Origin of the sequence: Ideonella livida, from assembly GCF_010499455.1 — a bacterium.
GTDB classification, from domain to species: Bacteria; Pseudomonadota; Gammaproteobacteria; order Burkholderiales; family Burkholderiaceae_C; genus Ideonella; species Ideonella livida.
Genome location: NZ_JAAGOH010000002.1, coordinates 177,907 through 192,146, shown reverse-complemented (window position 1 = coordinate 192,146; position 14,240 = coordinate 177,907). Strand labels below are relative to the sequence as shown.

The window sequence follows — 14,240 nt, the reverse complement described above, 5'->3', positions numbered from 1 at the left end:
CGGACTCAGTGCGGAAAGGGGAGAAGGGCCGGCAAGCCCCAGCCCAGGGCCTGGAGCAGCGCCGCCCCACCCAGCAGGACCACCGCCACCCGCCGGGCCGACGCACAGGCGAAGGCCCACAGGAACAGCGACAGCCAGCCGACCAGGGCCAACAGCTGCAGGATGGTCTCTGCGTCGTGGAAATCCATGCCGGCCGCCACCAGGGTGGCCGTGCCGGCGGCCACGCCACCCCAGCACAGGGCCCAGCCGCCCAGCACGGCGCAGACGCAGCGCAGCAGCAGCACGGGCCAGGTGCGGGGCGGGCGGGACAGGGTGGAGGCGGACATGGTGGCGGTGGAGGGCAGCGGTGCGGTAGGCCCGGGGATCAGATCTTGTACTCCAGGGACACCGAGCCCGTGCGCGGTGCGCCGTAGATGGCGCCGTACTGCACTGTTCGCAGGTACTGGGTATTGAAGAGGTTCTGGAGGTTGACACGGACCGTGGCCACCGGCGAGAGCTCATAGGCGGCAAAGGCGTCGGCCACCGAGTAGGCGCCCTGGTGCGCCCCACCGCTCTTGCTCACCGCCGACTGCCAGCGGGCCCCTGCCCCCACGCGCAGCTGCGGCAGGCCCAGGCCCGACAGGCGGGTGTCGGCCCGCAGCTTGAGCGTGCGGCGCGGCACCCATTCATAGATGTCCTGGCCATCGGGGCCGGTCAGCCGCAGGGCGGACAGCCCGGCCGAGACCCGGGTGTCGGCGCTCACCCGGCCGCTGGCCTCCAGCTCCAGGCCGCGGGAGTCCACATCCTTGCCGGTGTAGTACGACTGCTGGGACACCGGGTCGAAGCCCGCCTCGGTGGCCAAGCCCTTCTGCCGGGCACTGAACAGGGCCACCGTGGTGAGCAGCCGCCGGTCCAGCCATTCGGCCTTCAGGCCCACCTCGGCGTTGAGCCCCTTCATCGGGGCCAGGAAACGGCCCTGCACGTCCCGCTGGTCCTGCGCCTGGTAGATGTCGGAGTAGGAGGCATAGGCCAATGCCTCCGGGCTCAGGTCGTAGGTGGCGCCCACGTAGGGGCTGAGCTTGCGGGTGGTCTCGTTCTCCAGCGCGACGCCGCCGCCATAGATCGACGTGCCATCGCGCCGCAGGTCGATGGCGTTCAGGCCCAGCACGCCCTTGAGGCGTTCACCCAGCTGCAGGCGGGTGGCGGCATACAGGCGGGTGATGCGCTGGTCACCGTCCTCGGCGACCGACTTGGCGCCCCAGGCCGGCTCGGCATAGACATCGCCGTCATAGGGGAAGGCCGGCAGCACCGCCGAGGGGGCGCTGGCCACCGCATAGGCTTCGGTCATGCTGGATTGGCGGGAGTGGTTCACGCCCACCACCGCCTCGTGCTGGCGACCCCAGGCGCCGAAGCGGCCACTCAGGCTCAGGTCCAAGCTGCGGCTGCTGGATTCACCTTCGCTGCGGTAGGGCCAGCCGTACAGCCCGGTGCCGTCCTGCTCGAGCTGGCCGGTCAGCGAATAGGCATAGAACAGCTTGGTGTCGCTTTGCCCCTGCGCATGGCTGTAGACCGCCTTGGCCTCCCAGTCGGTGCCCAGGGCGTGGGTGTACTCCACAAAGGCCTGGGTGGTTTGGGTGTTCCACCGTGTCCAGTCCTGGGAGGTGGAAGCCGACACGTCGTACGCCGCCTGCGAGCCATCGGCTCGCCGCAAGGTGAGCGAGCCCCACATGGGTGAGCGCTGGCGGGCCAGGCCGTGGCTGAGGCCGGCGGTCAACACGCCGTCCTGGCTGATCTGTCCCTCGACCACGCCATAGACGCTGCTGCGACGGTCGTGCAGGTCGCGCAGGTGGGAGTCCTTGTCCTCGTGGGCAGCCACCAGCCGGCCCGCCCAGCGTCCGTCTTCGGACAGGACCTGGTTGTAGTCCACGGCCAGGCGCTTGAGGCCGTTGGAGCCACCGGTGGCCACGACCTCGCCACCATTGCGGTTGGTGGGGCGCTTGCGTACGTAATTGATCGTGCCCGAGGCATTGCCCACGCCGGTCAGCAGCCCGTTGGCGCCCCGGATCAGCTCGATGGATTCGAAGAGGTAGGTGTCCTGCTGGCCCACCACCAGCCCCCAATCATTGGCCATGCCCAGGCCATCCACCTGGGTGAGCATGATGTCGAAGCCGCGGGCGCTGTAGTTGGTGCGGTTGGTTTCCCACTCGTCGACCGTGATGCCGGTGCCCAGGCGCAAGGCGTCGTGGGTGCCGGTGGTCGCGAAATCCCGCAGGGTCTCGCGATCCAGCGTGCTGATCGACTGGGGCGTGTCCTTGGCTTCCATGCGCAGGTTGGTTGCGCCCTTGGATACGCGGCGTTCGCGCTTGGCGGTGACCACCACCGTGTCCACCGTGGTTTCTGGCGTGGCGGCGGGGGCGGTGCTGGACGGCGCTTCGATGCCGGTGGCGGGCTGGGCTTGGGCGGCACCCAGGGCGGCCAGGGTGGCCAAGGCGCAGGCGCTGCGGGTGAACAAAGGGAGGCTTCTTGCGGACTTCATCGGGACTCCGGGGAGGGCGGGCAGGGGGCGCCGACAGCGCTGCCGTACCGCGTTCTGGAATGGTGTCATTCTAGATACAAATAAGAATGATTTCGTTTTATATGTGCGACATTTCCCCGATTCGACTGGGGGCGTGGCCGCACCGGCATGGGGGAGCGGGGCGGCACCAAGTCCCGCCACGGGCGGCTGGTGGGGCGATCGGCGAAAATCAGGCCATGGATTCGAACCAACTCCCTCACGAGCCTGCCGGCGCACCGAAGATCGGCTTCATTTCGCTCGGCTGCCCCAAGGCCCTCACGGATTCCGAGCTGATCCTCACCCAGCTCTCAGCCGAGGGATACAAGACCAGCAAGACCTATCAGGGCGCCGACCTGGTGATCGTCAACACCTGCGGTTTCATCGACGATGCCGTCAAGGAAAGCCTGGACGCCATCGGCGAAGCCCTGGCTGAGAACGGCAAGGTCATCGTCACCGGCTGCCTGGGGGCCCGCACCGGCGACAGCGGCGGCAACATGGTGCGTGAGGTGCACCCCAAGGTGCTGGCCGTCACCGGCCCCCACGCCACGCAGGAGGTGATGGACGCCGTGCACCAGCACGTGCCCAAGCCGCACGATCCGTTTGTGGACCTGGTGCCGGCGGCCGGCATCAAGCTCACCCCCAAGCACTACGCCTACCTGAAGATCAGCGAAGGCTGCAACCACCGGTGCACCTTCTGCATCATTCCCAGCCTGCGCGGTGACTTGGTCTCGCGCCCGGTGGGGGATGTGCTCAACGAGGCCAAGGCCCTGTTCGAAGGCGGCGTCAAGGAGTTGCTGGTCGTCAGCCAGGACACCTCGGCCTATGGGGTGGACGTGAAGTACCGCACCGGCTTCTGGAACGGGGCCCCCGTCAAGACCCGCATGCTGGATCTGGTGGCCCAGCTGGGTGAGCTGGCCCGCGCCCACGGTGCCTGGGTGCGCTTGCACTATGTCTACCCCTATCCGCATGTGGACGAGGTGCTGCCGCTGATGGCCCAGGGCCTGGTGCTGCCCTACCTGGACGTGCCTTTCCAGCATGCCCACCCGGATGTGCTGCGCCGCATGAAGCGCCCGGCCAGCGGCGAGAAGAACCTGGAGCGCATCCAGCGCTGGCGCGAGCTGTGCCCCGAGCTGGTCATCCGCTCCACCTTCATCGCCGGTTTCCCCGGGGAGACCGAAGAGGAGTTCAGCTACCTGCTGGACTTCCTGAAGGAAGCCCAGATCGACCGTGCCGGCTGCTTTGCCTACTCGCCGGTGGACGGCGCCACCGCCAATGAGCTGCCCGGCGCATTGCCGGATGAAGTGCGCGAGGAGCGCCGCCAGCGCTTCATGGCGGTGGCTGAGGCGGTGTCGGTGGAGCGACTGCGCCGCCGCGTGGGCGCCACCATGCAGGTGCTGGTCGACAGCGCGCCGGCCCTGGGCCGCCGCGGTGGCGTGGGCCGCAGCTACGCCGATGCGCCCGAGATCGACGGCACCGTGCGCCTGCTGCCGCCCACCAAGGCCTCCACCCAGATGCGCGTGGGCGAGTTCGTCAAGGCGCGCATCGTGGGTGCCGAGGGCCACGACCTGATCGGCCAGCCGATCTGACCCTGCGCGCGTGGCGTGGCCCGGGTGTGAATGGGGCTGGGGCCGCCGCCAGCCTACCCCCGGGCATACTGCGGCGCATGCCTGAACACGACGATGCCCCAGCCGCGCCGGCCCCGCCGGCACTGGCCACCCAGCTGATCCACCACGCCTACCAGCCGCCTGCTGGCTTCGATTCGCCGGCCGTGTCGGTGTGCAAGGGCTCGACGGTCTATTTCAGTTCGGTGGCCGATCTGCGCCAACGGCGCTGGGTGGACAAGAGCGGCTACACCTACGGCCTGCACGGCACGCCCACCACCTTCACGCTGGAGGCCCGCCTGGCCACGCTTGAGCATGCCCGCCATGTGCTGCTGGCGCCCAGCGGCCTGTCGGCCCTCACCGTGGTGGACCTGGCCTTGCTGCAGGCCGGGGACGTGGTGCTGCTGCCCGACAACGTCTACGCCCCCAGCCGCGACTTTGCCCGTCAGGAATTGGCCCGCTTTGGCGTGGCGCACCGGCTGTATGACCCTCTTGATGCGGCCGGCTTGGCGGCGGCGCTGGGGCCTGAAGTCAAACTGGTGTGGCTGGAGGCGCCCGGCTCGGTGACGCTGGAATTTCCGGACCTGCGCGGTTTGGTGGCCCAAGTGCGTCGCCTGGCGCCGCAGGCCATCGTGGCGCTGGACAACACCTGGGGGGCGGGCATCGCCTTCAACCCCTTTGAGTTGGGCGACGTGGATGGGCAGCCGCAGGGCGTGGACCTGACCATCCACGCCCTGACCAAGTACCCCTCCGGCGGGGGCGACGTGCTCATGGGCTCCATCGCCTGCCGCGACACCGCCCTCTACGAAAAGCTGGCCTGGACCCACAGCCGCTTGGGGCTGGGCGTGGGTGGCAACGATGCCGAGCTGGTGCTGCGCAACCTGTCTACGCTGGCGCTGCGCTACGCCGCGCAGGACGCTTCGGCCCGGCGCATTGCCGCCTGGGCGCAAGGGCAGCCGGGCGTGCGCCGCGTGCTGCATCCTGCGTTGCCAGACTCGCCCGGCCATGCCCATTGGGCCGCGCACTGCCGTGCCGCGGCCGGCCTGCTGACCCTGGAGATGGACCCGGCGCTGCCGGCGGCCGCCGTCGATGCCTTGGTGGACGGCCTGCGGCATTTCCGCATCGGTTGGAGCTGGGGCGGGCCGGTGAGCCTGGCCGTGCCGTACCAAGCGCGCTTCATGCGCAGCTTGGATCATCCGTGGCAAGGCGTCTTGGTGCGGCTGTGCATCGGCCTGGAGGCCACCGAGGACTTGATCGCTGACTTGGCTGCTGGACTGGCGGCGTTGCCGCCAGTGGCGTCTGACTAAAAGGTGCCCTGCGCCGCGAAGCGGTCGGTAGCCGCGACCAGGGCGGCCGCAATGCCGGGCTCCATCGAGGAGTGTCCAGCCTCCGTCACCACCTGCAGTCGTGCGCCGGGCCAGGCGTCGGCCAGGGCAAAGGCCTGCTGCACGGGGCAGATCACGTCATAGCGGCCGTGCACGATGCAAGCCGGCAGGTGGGCGATGCTCGGCATGCCCGCCAGCAACTGGTCGGGTGCCAGAAAGGCGTGATGAGCGAAATAGTGGGCCTCGAGTCGTGACAGGCCCAGGGCCACGCGGTCCTCGGTGAAGGCCTCCACGGTGGCCGGGTCCGGGCGCAGCGTCAGGCAGGCGCCTTCGTAGCGGCTCCAGGCCTGCGCAGCGGGACGGTGCACGGCGGGGTCGGGGTGCTGCAGTCGGCGGCGGTAGCCCGCCAACAGGTCATGCCGCTCTTCGGGGGGCAGGTGGCTGGCAAAGGCCTCCCACTCGCGTGGGAAGAAGTGGCGAATGCCGTACAGCCACCAGTCGATTTCGGCCTGGGTGCCCAGCCAGATGCCGCGCAGCACCAGGCCCAAGCAACGCTCCGGGTGGGCCTGGGCATAGGCCAGCGCCAGCGTGGAGCCCCAAGAGCCGCCAAACACCAGCCAGCGCTCGATGCCCAGGTGCTCCCGCAGCTGCTCGATGTCGTCAATGAGCAGTGGCGTGGTGTTGTCCTGCGTTTCGCCCAGGGGCGTTGAGCGTCCCGAACCGCGCTGGTCGAACAGCACCACGTGGTAGCGCGCAGGGTCAAAGAAGCGGCGGCTGGTGGGGGAGATGCCGCCGCCGGGCCCACCATGGAGAAACAGCGCCGGTAGACCATCGGCCTGGCCGCAGGTCTCCCAGTGCAGGGTGTGGCGCGCGTCCACGGCCAGCCGGCCATGACGCAGGGGCTCCACGGGGGGATGCAGTACGTCGTCCAGGGCGGTCATGGCTAGTCTCCGAACGGGAGGCGATGGCGGGCCAGGGGGCGAGCGTGGGTTTCAGTCTTTGCCGGAGGAGGACACCTTGTGGCGCATCAAGCGGCCCTTCTCTCGCTCCCACTCGCGTTCCTTCACGGTGTTGCGCTTGTCGTGCTCGGCCTTGCCCTTGGCCAGGGCGATCTCGGCCTTCACCCGGCCGCCCTTGTAATGCAGGTTCAAGGGCACCAGGGTGAAGCCGCGCTGCTCCACCTTGCCGATGAGGCGGCGGATTTCGGCCTTCTTCATCAGCAGCTTTTTGGTGCGGTCGGCCTCGGGGTGGATGTGCGTGGAGGCGCTGCGCAGGGCGTTGATGCGGCAACCGATGAGGAAGAGCTCGCCATGCTTGATGACCACATAGCCGTCGGTGAGCTGCACCTGGCCGGCGCGGATGGCCTTGATCTCCCAGCCCTCCAGCACCATCCCGGCCTCGTAGTGCTCCTCGATGTGGTACTCGAATCGGGCGCGGCGGTTCTCGGCGATGAAGGCGGACATGGGTCAGGGGGTTGGGCCGGGGGCGGAAAGACCCGCCCCCTACAATCCGGGCATTGTATGAAGCACGTGAAGAAGTCCGTTCTCCTCTGGTACACCCCGGCCGAGATGTACCGCCTGGTGACCGATGTGGAGTCCTATCCCCAGTTTCTGCCCTGGTGCAGCCAGGGCGAGGTGCTGGAGCGGGATGAGCAGGGCATGAAGGCCCGTGTGCACCTGGCCTTTGCTGGTGTGCGTCACGCCTTCACCACCCGTAACCGTCAGGAGGCTGACGCACTGGTGGCCATGTCGCTGGTGGACGGGCCGTTCTCGGTGCTGGAGGGCACCTGGCGCTTCCTGCCCTTGGGTGCCCAGGCGGAGCAGTCGCCCCAGGCCTGCCGGATCGAGTTTGACCTGCGGTATGCCTTCTCCAGCCGTGCGCTGGAGCTCGTCCTCAGCCCGGTGTTCGATAAGGTGGCCAACACCTTCGTTGACTCTTTCGTCGCCCGTGCGGAGCAGGTCTATGGTGCCCGTTGAAAACCCTCCGTCGGAACCGATGGGCGTGAACCCCGTGTTGAACGTCACCGTCGCGTACAGCCCTGTGCCGGCGCAGGTGGACCAGGTGGCGCTGCGGCTGCCCGCTGGCAGCACGCTGGTGCAGGCGCTGCAGGCCAGCGGCCTGCCTGAGCGCCACGGCCTGGGGCCGCTGGAGTCCCTCAAGGCCGGGGTGTGGATGAAACTGCGGCCCCTGGACACGCCGCTTCGCGACCAGGACCGGGTGGAGATCTACCGCCCGCTGAAGGTGGACCCCAAGGAAGCGCGCCGCCAGCGCTACCGGCGCAGCAAGGCCACGGTAGCCGAAGGCGAGCGCCCGGCCGCCTGAGCGGCCTCATCCGTCTCAGCGGTTGCAGTGCTGGCTCAGCTGTCCCTGCACGCGTTGGGTCTCTTGCCGGCGCTCGGCATCCTCCATCACCTCGCGCTCGCCCTTGTCATTCAGGCGGGCCATGCGCACGCCCGACTCCAGGGCCTTGAGGTGGCTGCGCAGGCGTTGACATTCCTCCTGGCGGTTGGCGTCTTGCTTGCGCTGCTGCTCCGCGCGGCGTTCCTCGTCCGCCTTTTGCCGCTCGGCCTTCTCCTGCGCGATCTTGCGGCGCCGAGCCTCCAGCTCGGGGTCCTGCCCGGTGACGGCGGAGGCCGGGGGGGCAGTCGGGGTGGCTGCGGGCTCGGCACCTGAGCCTGCGGCCTGGGCCGGGGCGGTCTTGCCCGGGCGCTGCAGGATGGCCGCGTCGGGCACATCGCGTGGCGGCGGCTGGTCCGACACCTGCACGCGCCCCTGGGCGTCGCGCCATTTCCAGTAGGTCTGGGCGTGCACGCCGGCAGCCAGGGCGGACAGGGTGAGGACGGCGATCAGGCGTTGGGTGGGGTTCATGCGGAGGTCGGCCACGGGCCAATACAGGGGCGGTGAACGTCGCCCGCCAGTGTAGGCCGGCCACAGGTGCTCGCACCGACTTCGCGGGCTCCGTATAATCTTCTTTTGCGTCCGGAGATGACTCCCATGCGCCTTCTTGGCAAAGCGCTGACCTTCGACGATGTGTTGCTGGTCCCCGCCTATTCCCAGGTGCTGCCCCGCGACACGTCGCTGGCCACCCAGTTCACCCGCAACATCGTCCTGAACCTGCCGCTGGTGTCGGCCGCCATGGACACCGTGACCGAAGCCCGTCTGGCGATCGCCATCGCCCAGGAAGGTGGCATCGGCATCATCCACAAGAACCTGACGCCCAAGCAGCAGGCGGCCGAGGTGGCGCGGGTCAAGCGCTACGAGTCGGGCTTGCTCAAGGATCCGATCACCATTGCGCCCGGGGCCCGGGTCCGCGATGTGATCGAGCTGTCGCGCCAGCACGGCATCTCGGGCTTCCCGGTGGTGGAAGACGGCAAGGTGGTGGGCATCGTCACCGGCCGTGATCTGCGGTTCGAGACCCGCCTGGACGCCCCGGTGCGCGACATCATGACGCCCCGCGAGCGCCTGGTGACGGTGCGCGAGGGGGCCTCCCTGGCCGAGGCCAAGGCCCTGATGCACCAACACAAGCTGGAGCGCGTGCTGGTGCTGAACGACGCGGCTGAGTTGCGCGGCCTGTTCACCGTCAAGGACATCACCAAGCAGACCAGCTTCCCCAACGCGGCGCGTGATGCCCAGGGCAAGCTGCGCGTGGGCGCCGCCGTGGGCGTGGGTGAGGGCACCGAGGAGCGTGTGGAGCTGCTGGTCAAGGCCGGTGTGGACGCGCTGGTGGTGGACACCGCCCACGGCCACAGCCACGGCGTGATCGAGCGCGTGCGCTGGGTCAAGCAGAACTTCCCGCATGTCGACGTGATCGGCGGCAACATCGCCACCGGTGCGGCGGCGCTGGCACTGGCCGAGGCGGGAGCCGACGGCGTGAAGGTCGGCATCGGCCCGGGCTCCATCTGCACCACCCGTATCGTGGCGGGTGTGGGCGTGCCCCAGATCACGGCCATCGACAACGTGGCCACCGCGCTGCGCGGCACCGGCGTGCCCCTGATCGCCGACGGTGGCATCCGTTATTCGGGCGACATCGCCAAGGCCATTGCGGCCGGTGCCAGCACCGTGATGATGGGTGGCATGTTCGCCGGCACGGAGGAGTCTCCGGGCGAGGTGTTCCTGTTCCAGGGCCGCTCCTACAAGGGCTACCGCGGCATGGGCTCCATCGGTGCCATGAAGGCCGGCTCGGCCGATCGTTACTTCCAGGAGAACGACGAAGCCGCCAACCCGAATGCCGACAAGCTGGTGCCTGAAGGCATTGAAGGTCGCGTGCCGTACAAGGGTTCGATGATCTCCATCGTCTACCAGATGGCCGGCGGCCTTCGTGCCTCCATGGGCTACTGCGGCTGCGGCTCCATTGCCCAGATGCATGAGCAGGCGGAGTTCGTCGAGATCACCGCCGCCGGCATCCGCGAGAGCCACGTGCACGACGTGCAGATCACCAAGGAAGCGCCCAACTACCGGGCAGAGTGATCGGCCCTTTGCCCCCCTGATCGCGGCGCCCGGCAGAGTCCGGGCGTCGTCTTTCTGACTTCGCCATCGCCCATGTCACAGCCCGAGTCCACGGCCAGCGCAGGAGGTCGTCGCCCGCGTGAGGCGGCCATGTCCTTCATCATGCTCACGGTGCTGATCGACATGATCGCCATCGGGCTGATCATCCCGGTGCTGCCGCCGCTGGTGGGGACCTTCACCCAGGACCAGGGCGAGCATGCCTTCTGGTACGGTGTGGTCACCTTCGCCTTCGGCATCGCCAACTTCTTTGGCTCGCCGATCCTGGGCGCACTGTCGGACCACCATGGGCGTCGTCCGGTGCTGTTGCTGGGCTTCACCGGCCTGGCCCTGAGTTTCTTCGTCACCGGCCTGGCCACCGCGCTGTGGATGCTGGTGGCCGTGCGCCTGGTCAGCGGGGCGCTGCAGGCCAATGCCGCCGTGGCCCAGGCCTATGTGGCCGACATCTCGGCGCCGCAGGACCGTGCCAAGCGCTTCGGCATGCTGGGGGCCATGTTCGGCATGGGCTTCGTGTTGGGCCCGGTGATGGGGGGGCTGCTGGGGGCGATCGATCTGCACCTGCCCTTCTATGTCGCGGGGGGGATGGCCGTGCTCAACGCGGTGTACGGCATTTTTGTGCTGCCCGAGTCCCTGCCGCCGGCGCGCCGCACGCCCATCGACTGGCGAAAGGCCAATCCGGTGGCTTCGCTGCGTCAACTGCGTGACCTCCACGGCGTGGGCCTGCTGGTGGTGGTGATCGGGCTGAGCGGCCTGGCCCAGTTCGTGATGCACACGACCTGGGTGCTCTACACCAGCTTCAAGTTCGGGTGGGGCCCGAAGGAGAACGGCTGGTCGCTGTTTGCCGTCGGGGTCATGACCGTGCTGGTGCAGGGGGGGTTGATCCGCGTGGCCCTCAAGCGCACCACCCCCCAGCGCATCGCCGTGCTGGGGCTGGTGTCCTCCACGCTTTGTTATGCCCTGTGGGGGGCCGCCACCGAGGGCTGGATGATGTACGCCGTCATCGGCCTGAACGTCATGGGCTTCATGGTCCAGACCTCCATCCAGACGGTGGTCTCCCAGGCTGCCGATGAGCAGTCCCAGGGCCGCACCCTGGGGGCGGTCGCCTCCCTCAACAGTGCCACCGCGGTGGCCGCGCCGGTGTTGGGCGCTGCGCTGCTGGGCCTGGTGTCCCACCTGCCTCAGGGCGACTGGCGCATCGGTGCCCCCTTCTTCCTGTGTGCGGGCCTGCAGGCCTTGTCCACGGTGCTCGCCATCCGCCACTTCCGCCGTCATCCCGTCTCCACCTCTGCGCCCGTCGCGGGCGCGAACGCCTGAGTGACCCACCATGCATGACAAGATCCTGATCCTCGACTTCGGCTCGCAAGTCACCCAGCTGATCGCCCGCCGCGTGCGCGAGGCCCATGTTTATTGCGAGATCCATCCGAACGACGTGTCGGACGAGTTCATCCGCAGTTTCGGCGCCAAGGGCATCATCCTGTCGGGCAGCCACGCCAGCACCTACGAAGACCATGAGCTGCGTGCCCCGCAGGCGGTGTGGGATTCGGGTGTGCCGGTGCTGGGCATCTGCTACGGCATGCAGACCATGGCGGTGCAGCTGGGCGGTGAGGTCTCCTGGTCCGACACCCGGGAGTTCGGCTACGCCGAGGTCCGCGCCCACGGCCACACCGAGCTGCTGCGCGGCATCCAGGACTTCAGCACCCCCGAAGGCCACGGCATGCTCAAGGTCTGGATGAGCCACGGCGACAAGGTCACCGCGCTGCCGCCGGGCTTCAAGCTGATGGCCAGCACCCCCAGCTGCCCGATCGCCGGCATGGCCCACGAGGACAAGCGCTACTACGCCGTCCAGTTCCACCCCGAAGTCACCCACACCGTCCAAGGCACTGAACTGCTCAACCGTTTCGTGCGCGGCATCTGCGGCTGCGCCGGCGACTGGATCATGGGCAACTACATCGAGGAAGCGGTCCAGCGCATCCGCGAGCAGGTCGGTGACGAGGAAGTCATCCTGGGCCTGTCCGGCGGCGTTGACAGCTCGGTGGCCGCGGCCCTGATCCACCGCGCCATCGGCGACCAGCTGACCTGCGTCTTCGTCGACCACGGCCTGCTGCGCCTGAACGAGGGCGACATGGTCATGGACATGTTCGCCGGGCGCCTGCACGCCAAGGTCATCCGCGTCGATGCCTCCGAGCTCTTCCTGGGCCAGCTGGCCGGCGTGACCGACCCCGAGCGCAAGCGCAAGATCATCGGCGGCCTGTTCGTTGACGTGTTCAAGGCCGAGGCCGAGAAGCTCAAGGCCGCCGGCAATGGCGTCAAGGGCGCCACCTTCCTGGCCCAGGGCACCATCTACCCCGACGTGGTGGAGAGCGGCGGCACCAAGACCAAGAAGGCCACCACCATCAAGAGCCACCACAACGTCGGTGGCCTGCCCGAGCAACTGGGCCTGAAGCTGCTCGAGCCGCTGCGCGAGCTGTTCAAGGACGAGGTGCGCGAGCTGGGCGTGGCCCTGGGCCTGCCGCACGACATGGTGTACCGCCACCCGTTCCCGGGCCCAGGTCTGGGCGTGCGCATCCTGGGCGAGGTCAAGCCCGAGTACGCCAAGCTGCTGCAGCGCGCCGACGCGATCTTCATCGAGGAGCTGCGCTCGACCATCGACCCGCACAGCGGCAAGAGCTGGTACGACCTGACCAGCCAGGCCTTCACCGTCTTCCTGCCGGTCAAGAGCGTGGGCGTGATGGGCGATGGCCGCACCTACGACTACGTGGTGGCGCTGCGCGCGGTGCAGACCAGCGACTTCATGACCGCCGACTGGGCCGAGCTGCCGTACAGCCTGCTCAAGAAGGTCTCGGGCCGCATCATCAACGAGGTGCGCGGCATCAATCGCGTGACCTATGACGTCTCCAGCAAGCCGCCCGCCACCATCGAGTGGGAATGAGCTGACGCTCACCCGCGCGCTGGCGCATGCGCGGGCGGCGGAAACGGCGGGCACCGCGGCCGGCGCGCGATTCCAGGCCCTGCTGGCTGAGGTGGAGGCCGCACGCCGGCGTCTGGCCGGCTGGCAGGACGTGGCCGAGGCGTACCACCGTGCCCGCGTGCTGCGCTGGCTGCCGGCCCTGCGTCTGCGGCGCGAACGTCTGCGCGAGTGGGTGCTGGCGGCCGATCGTCTGCTGGCGGCCGACCTGGGGTCGCGTGCCCTGCGTCAGCGGCTGCAGCAGCGATTGCTCCAGCGGGCACAAGCCTGGTTGGCCGAAGGGCTGGACCCTCAGGTCGAGGCGATCTTTGACCGTTTCAGCAGCCTGCCCCACCACGAGCTGCGTGCCGCCGAGATGGCGGAGACCGAGCGCGTGCTGGCCCAGGTCTACGGGTTGCAACTGCCGCCCGGGCACGGCGCCCGCAGCGCTGGGGACATGTTGGCCCAGGCGGGTCGGCAGGCCCATGCCCAGCGCGAGCGTGAGGCCGCGCGCAAGGCTGACCGGCGGGCGGCCCGTGTCGCGCGGCGCGAGGCGGCCGAAGAGGATGACGTGCGTGAGCGCCGCCAGCATCGCCAGGGCGACCGAGACCAGGCCCGCGAGGCCGTGGCCCAGGCGCTGGCCCAATCGGTGCGCAGTGTGTTCCGCAAGCTGGCCAGTGCGCTGCATCCGGACAGGGAACCCGACGCCGCGCGGCGCGCGCACAAAACCACCCTCATGCAGCAGGCCAATGCCGCCTATGAGGCCGCCGACCTGCTGGCATTGCTGAGCCTGCAATGGGAAGCCAGCCAGCTGGGCGGCGAGGGCTGGAACCCCGCGAGTGCCCCGCGACTGGACGCCCTGTGTGAGGTGCTGCAGGATCAGCTGCTGGAGTTGCGTGACAGCCTGGTGCAGGTGCAGGCGCCGCTGCTGGCCGCGCGTGATGCCGAACCTCTGGAGGCCGAGGTGGCGGCCTTGCCGGAGGCTGCCGCGGCCGCCGCCGTTGGAACCCCTGCCCACGACCTGGCGGAACAGGACGGTCTGCGGCGCTGGCTGGCGGCGCAGGACCTGCGCCACACCCGCGCATCTGAGCAGGTCCTGCACGACCTGGCCATGTTGCAGAACCCCGAAGTCCTGCGCGACTGGCTGCGCGAGGACGAGCCGCCTGCGGCCGACAGCGAGGTCCAGGCCTTCCTGCAGCAGGCCCAGGCCTGGGAGTTCCTGATGGCCGAGGCGCAGGACCGGCGTGCAGGCCGCCGCCGTCAGCGCCGCTGATGCCGCCGGCGCTCGGGACCGCCCCGTGGTTCTGCCAAGATGCCTGCTCCCCCCGATCTTC

13 protein-coding genes are annotated in these 14,240 nt (G+C 69.0%); 8 read left to right on the top strand and 5 right to left on the bottom strand.

Translation table 11 applies throughout. The annotated features are described in order from the left end of the window. Positions 1-5: 5 nt before the first annotated feature. A complete protein-coding gene (locus tag G3A44_RS02815; RefSeq protein ID WP_239061664.1) occupies positions 6-326 on the bottom strand; it encodes an iron uptake protein in 321 nt (106 codons plus the stop codon). Positions 327-364: 38 nt separating this feature from the next. Then, a complete protein-coding gene (locus tag G3A44_RS02810) occupies positions 365-2,515 on the bottom strand; it encodes a TonB-dependent siderophore receptor (protein ID WP_163455969.1) in 2,151 nt (716 codons plus the stop codon). Positions 2,516-2,730: 215 nt separating this feature from the next. Between G3A44_RS02810 and rimO the strand changes: the two genes are divergently transcribed. Together rimO and G3A44_RS02800 are read left to right on the top strand one after the other, a co-directional pair. Beyond that, entirely contained in the window at positions 2,731-4,119 is a 1,389-nt protein-coding gene (gene rimO, locus G3A44_RS02805; RefSeq protein WP_163455968.1) for a 30S ribosomal protein S12 methylthiotransferase RimO, read from the top strand. Between the two features lie 77 nt (positions 4,120-4,196). Continuing rightward, positions 4,197-5,441: a PLP-dependent transferase gene (locus G3A44_RS02800; RefSeq protein ID WP_163455967.1), complete on the top strand. Its 1,245-nt coding sequence runs from the start codon at positions 4,197-4,199 to the stop codon at positions 5,439-5,441. On the opposite strand, the gene pip is transcribed toward G3A44_RS02800, so the two are convergent. After that, positions 5,438-6,400: a prolyl aminopeptidase gene (gene pip / locus G3A44_RS02795; protein ID WP_163455966.1), complete on the bottom strand. Its 963-nt coding sequence runs from the start codon at positions 6,398-6,400 to the stop codon at positions 5,438-5,440. The two genes, G3A44_RS02800 and pip, sit on opposite strands and share 4 nt — an antisense overlap. A 51-nt stretch (positions 6,401-6,451) precedes the next feature. After that, the gene (gene smpB, locus G3A44_RS02790) at positions 6,452-6,922 is read right to left on the bottom strand and encodes an SsrA-binding protein SmpB (RefSeq protein WP_163455965.1); all 471 of its coding nucleotides are present in this window, start codon (positions 6,920-6,922) and stop codon (positions 6,452-6,454) included. Positions 6,923-6,979: 57 nt separating this feature from the next. Here smpB and G3A44_RS02785 point away from each other — a divergent pair, with 57 nt between their 5' ends. Both G3A44_RS02785 and G3A44_RS02780 read left to right on the top strand, forming a co-directional pair. Beyond that, entirely contained in the window at positions 6,980-7,435 is a 456-nt protein-coding gene (locus tag G3A44_RS02785; protein ID WP_163455964.1) for a type II toxin-antitoxin system RatA family toxin, read from the top strand. 19 nt (positions 7,436-7,454) lie between these two features. Continuing rightward, positions 7,455-7,781 carry an RnfH family protein gene (locus tag G3A44_RS02780; RefSeq protein WP_163455963.1) on the top strand — a complete coding sequence of 109 codons (327 nt, stop codon included), beginning with the start codon at positions 7,455-7,457 and terminating at the stop codon, positions 7,779-7,781. A 15-nt stretch (positions 7,782-7,796) separates the two neighbouring features. Here the strand turns inward: G3A44_RS02780 and G3A44_RS02775 are convergent, their stop codons facing one another. Continuing rightward, positions 7,797-8,327, bottom strand: a complete 531-nt coding sequence (locus G3A44_RS02775; RefSeq protein WP_163455962.1) for a DUF4124 domain-containing protein — start codon at positions 8,325-8,327, stop codon at positions 7,797-7,799. Between the two features lie 126 nt (positions 8,328-8,453). Between G3A44_RS02775 and guaB the strand changes: the two genes are divergently transcribed. From guaB to G3A44_RS02755, 4 genes are all read left to right on the top strand, one after another. Further along, positions 8,454-9,926, top strand: a complete 1,473-nt coding sequence (gene guaB / locus G3A44_RS02770) for an IMP dehydrogenase (protein WP_163455961.1) — start codon at positions 8,454-8,456, stop codon at positions 9,924-9,926. Positions 9,927-10,055: 129 nt separating this feature from the next. Then, positions 10,056-11,276 carry an MFS transporter gene (locus G3A44_RS02765; RefSeq protein ID WP_163455960.1) on the top strand — a complete coding sequence of 407 codons (1,221 nt, stop codon included), beginning with the start codon at positions 10,056-10,058 and terminating at the stop codon, positions 11,274-11,276. Between the two features lie 10 nt (positions 11,277-11,286). Continuing rightward, entirely contained in the window at positions 11,287-12,891 is a 1,605-nt protein-coding gene (gene guaA / locus G3A44_RS02760; RefSeq protein WP_163455959.1) for a glutamine-hydrolyzing GMP synthase, read from the top strand. Further along, positions 12,848-14,179 (top strand): hypothetical protein, encoded by a 1,332-nt coding sequence (locus tag G3A44_RS02755; RefSeq protein ID WP_163455958.1) that lies wholly within the window; start codon positions 12,848-12,850, stop codon positions 14,177-14,179. The genes guaA and G3A44_RS02755 overlap by 44 nt, the downstream gene beginning before the upstream one ends. Positions 14,180-14,240 lie beyond the last annotated feature (61 nt).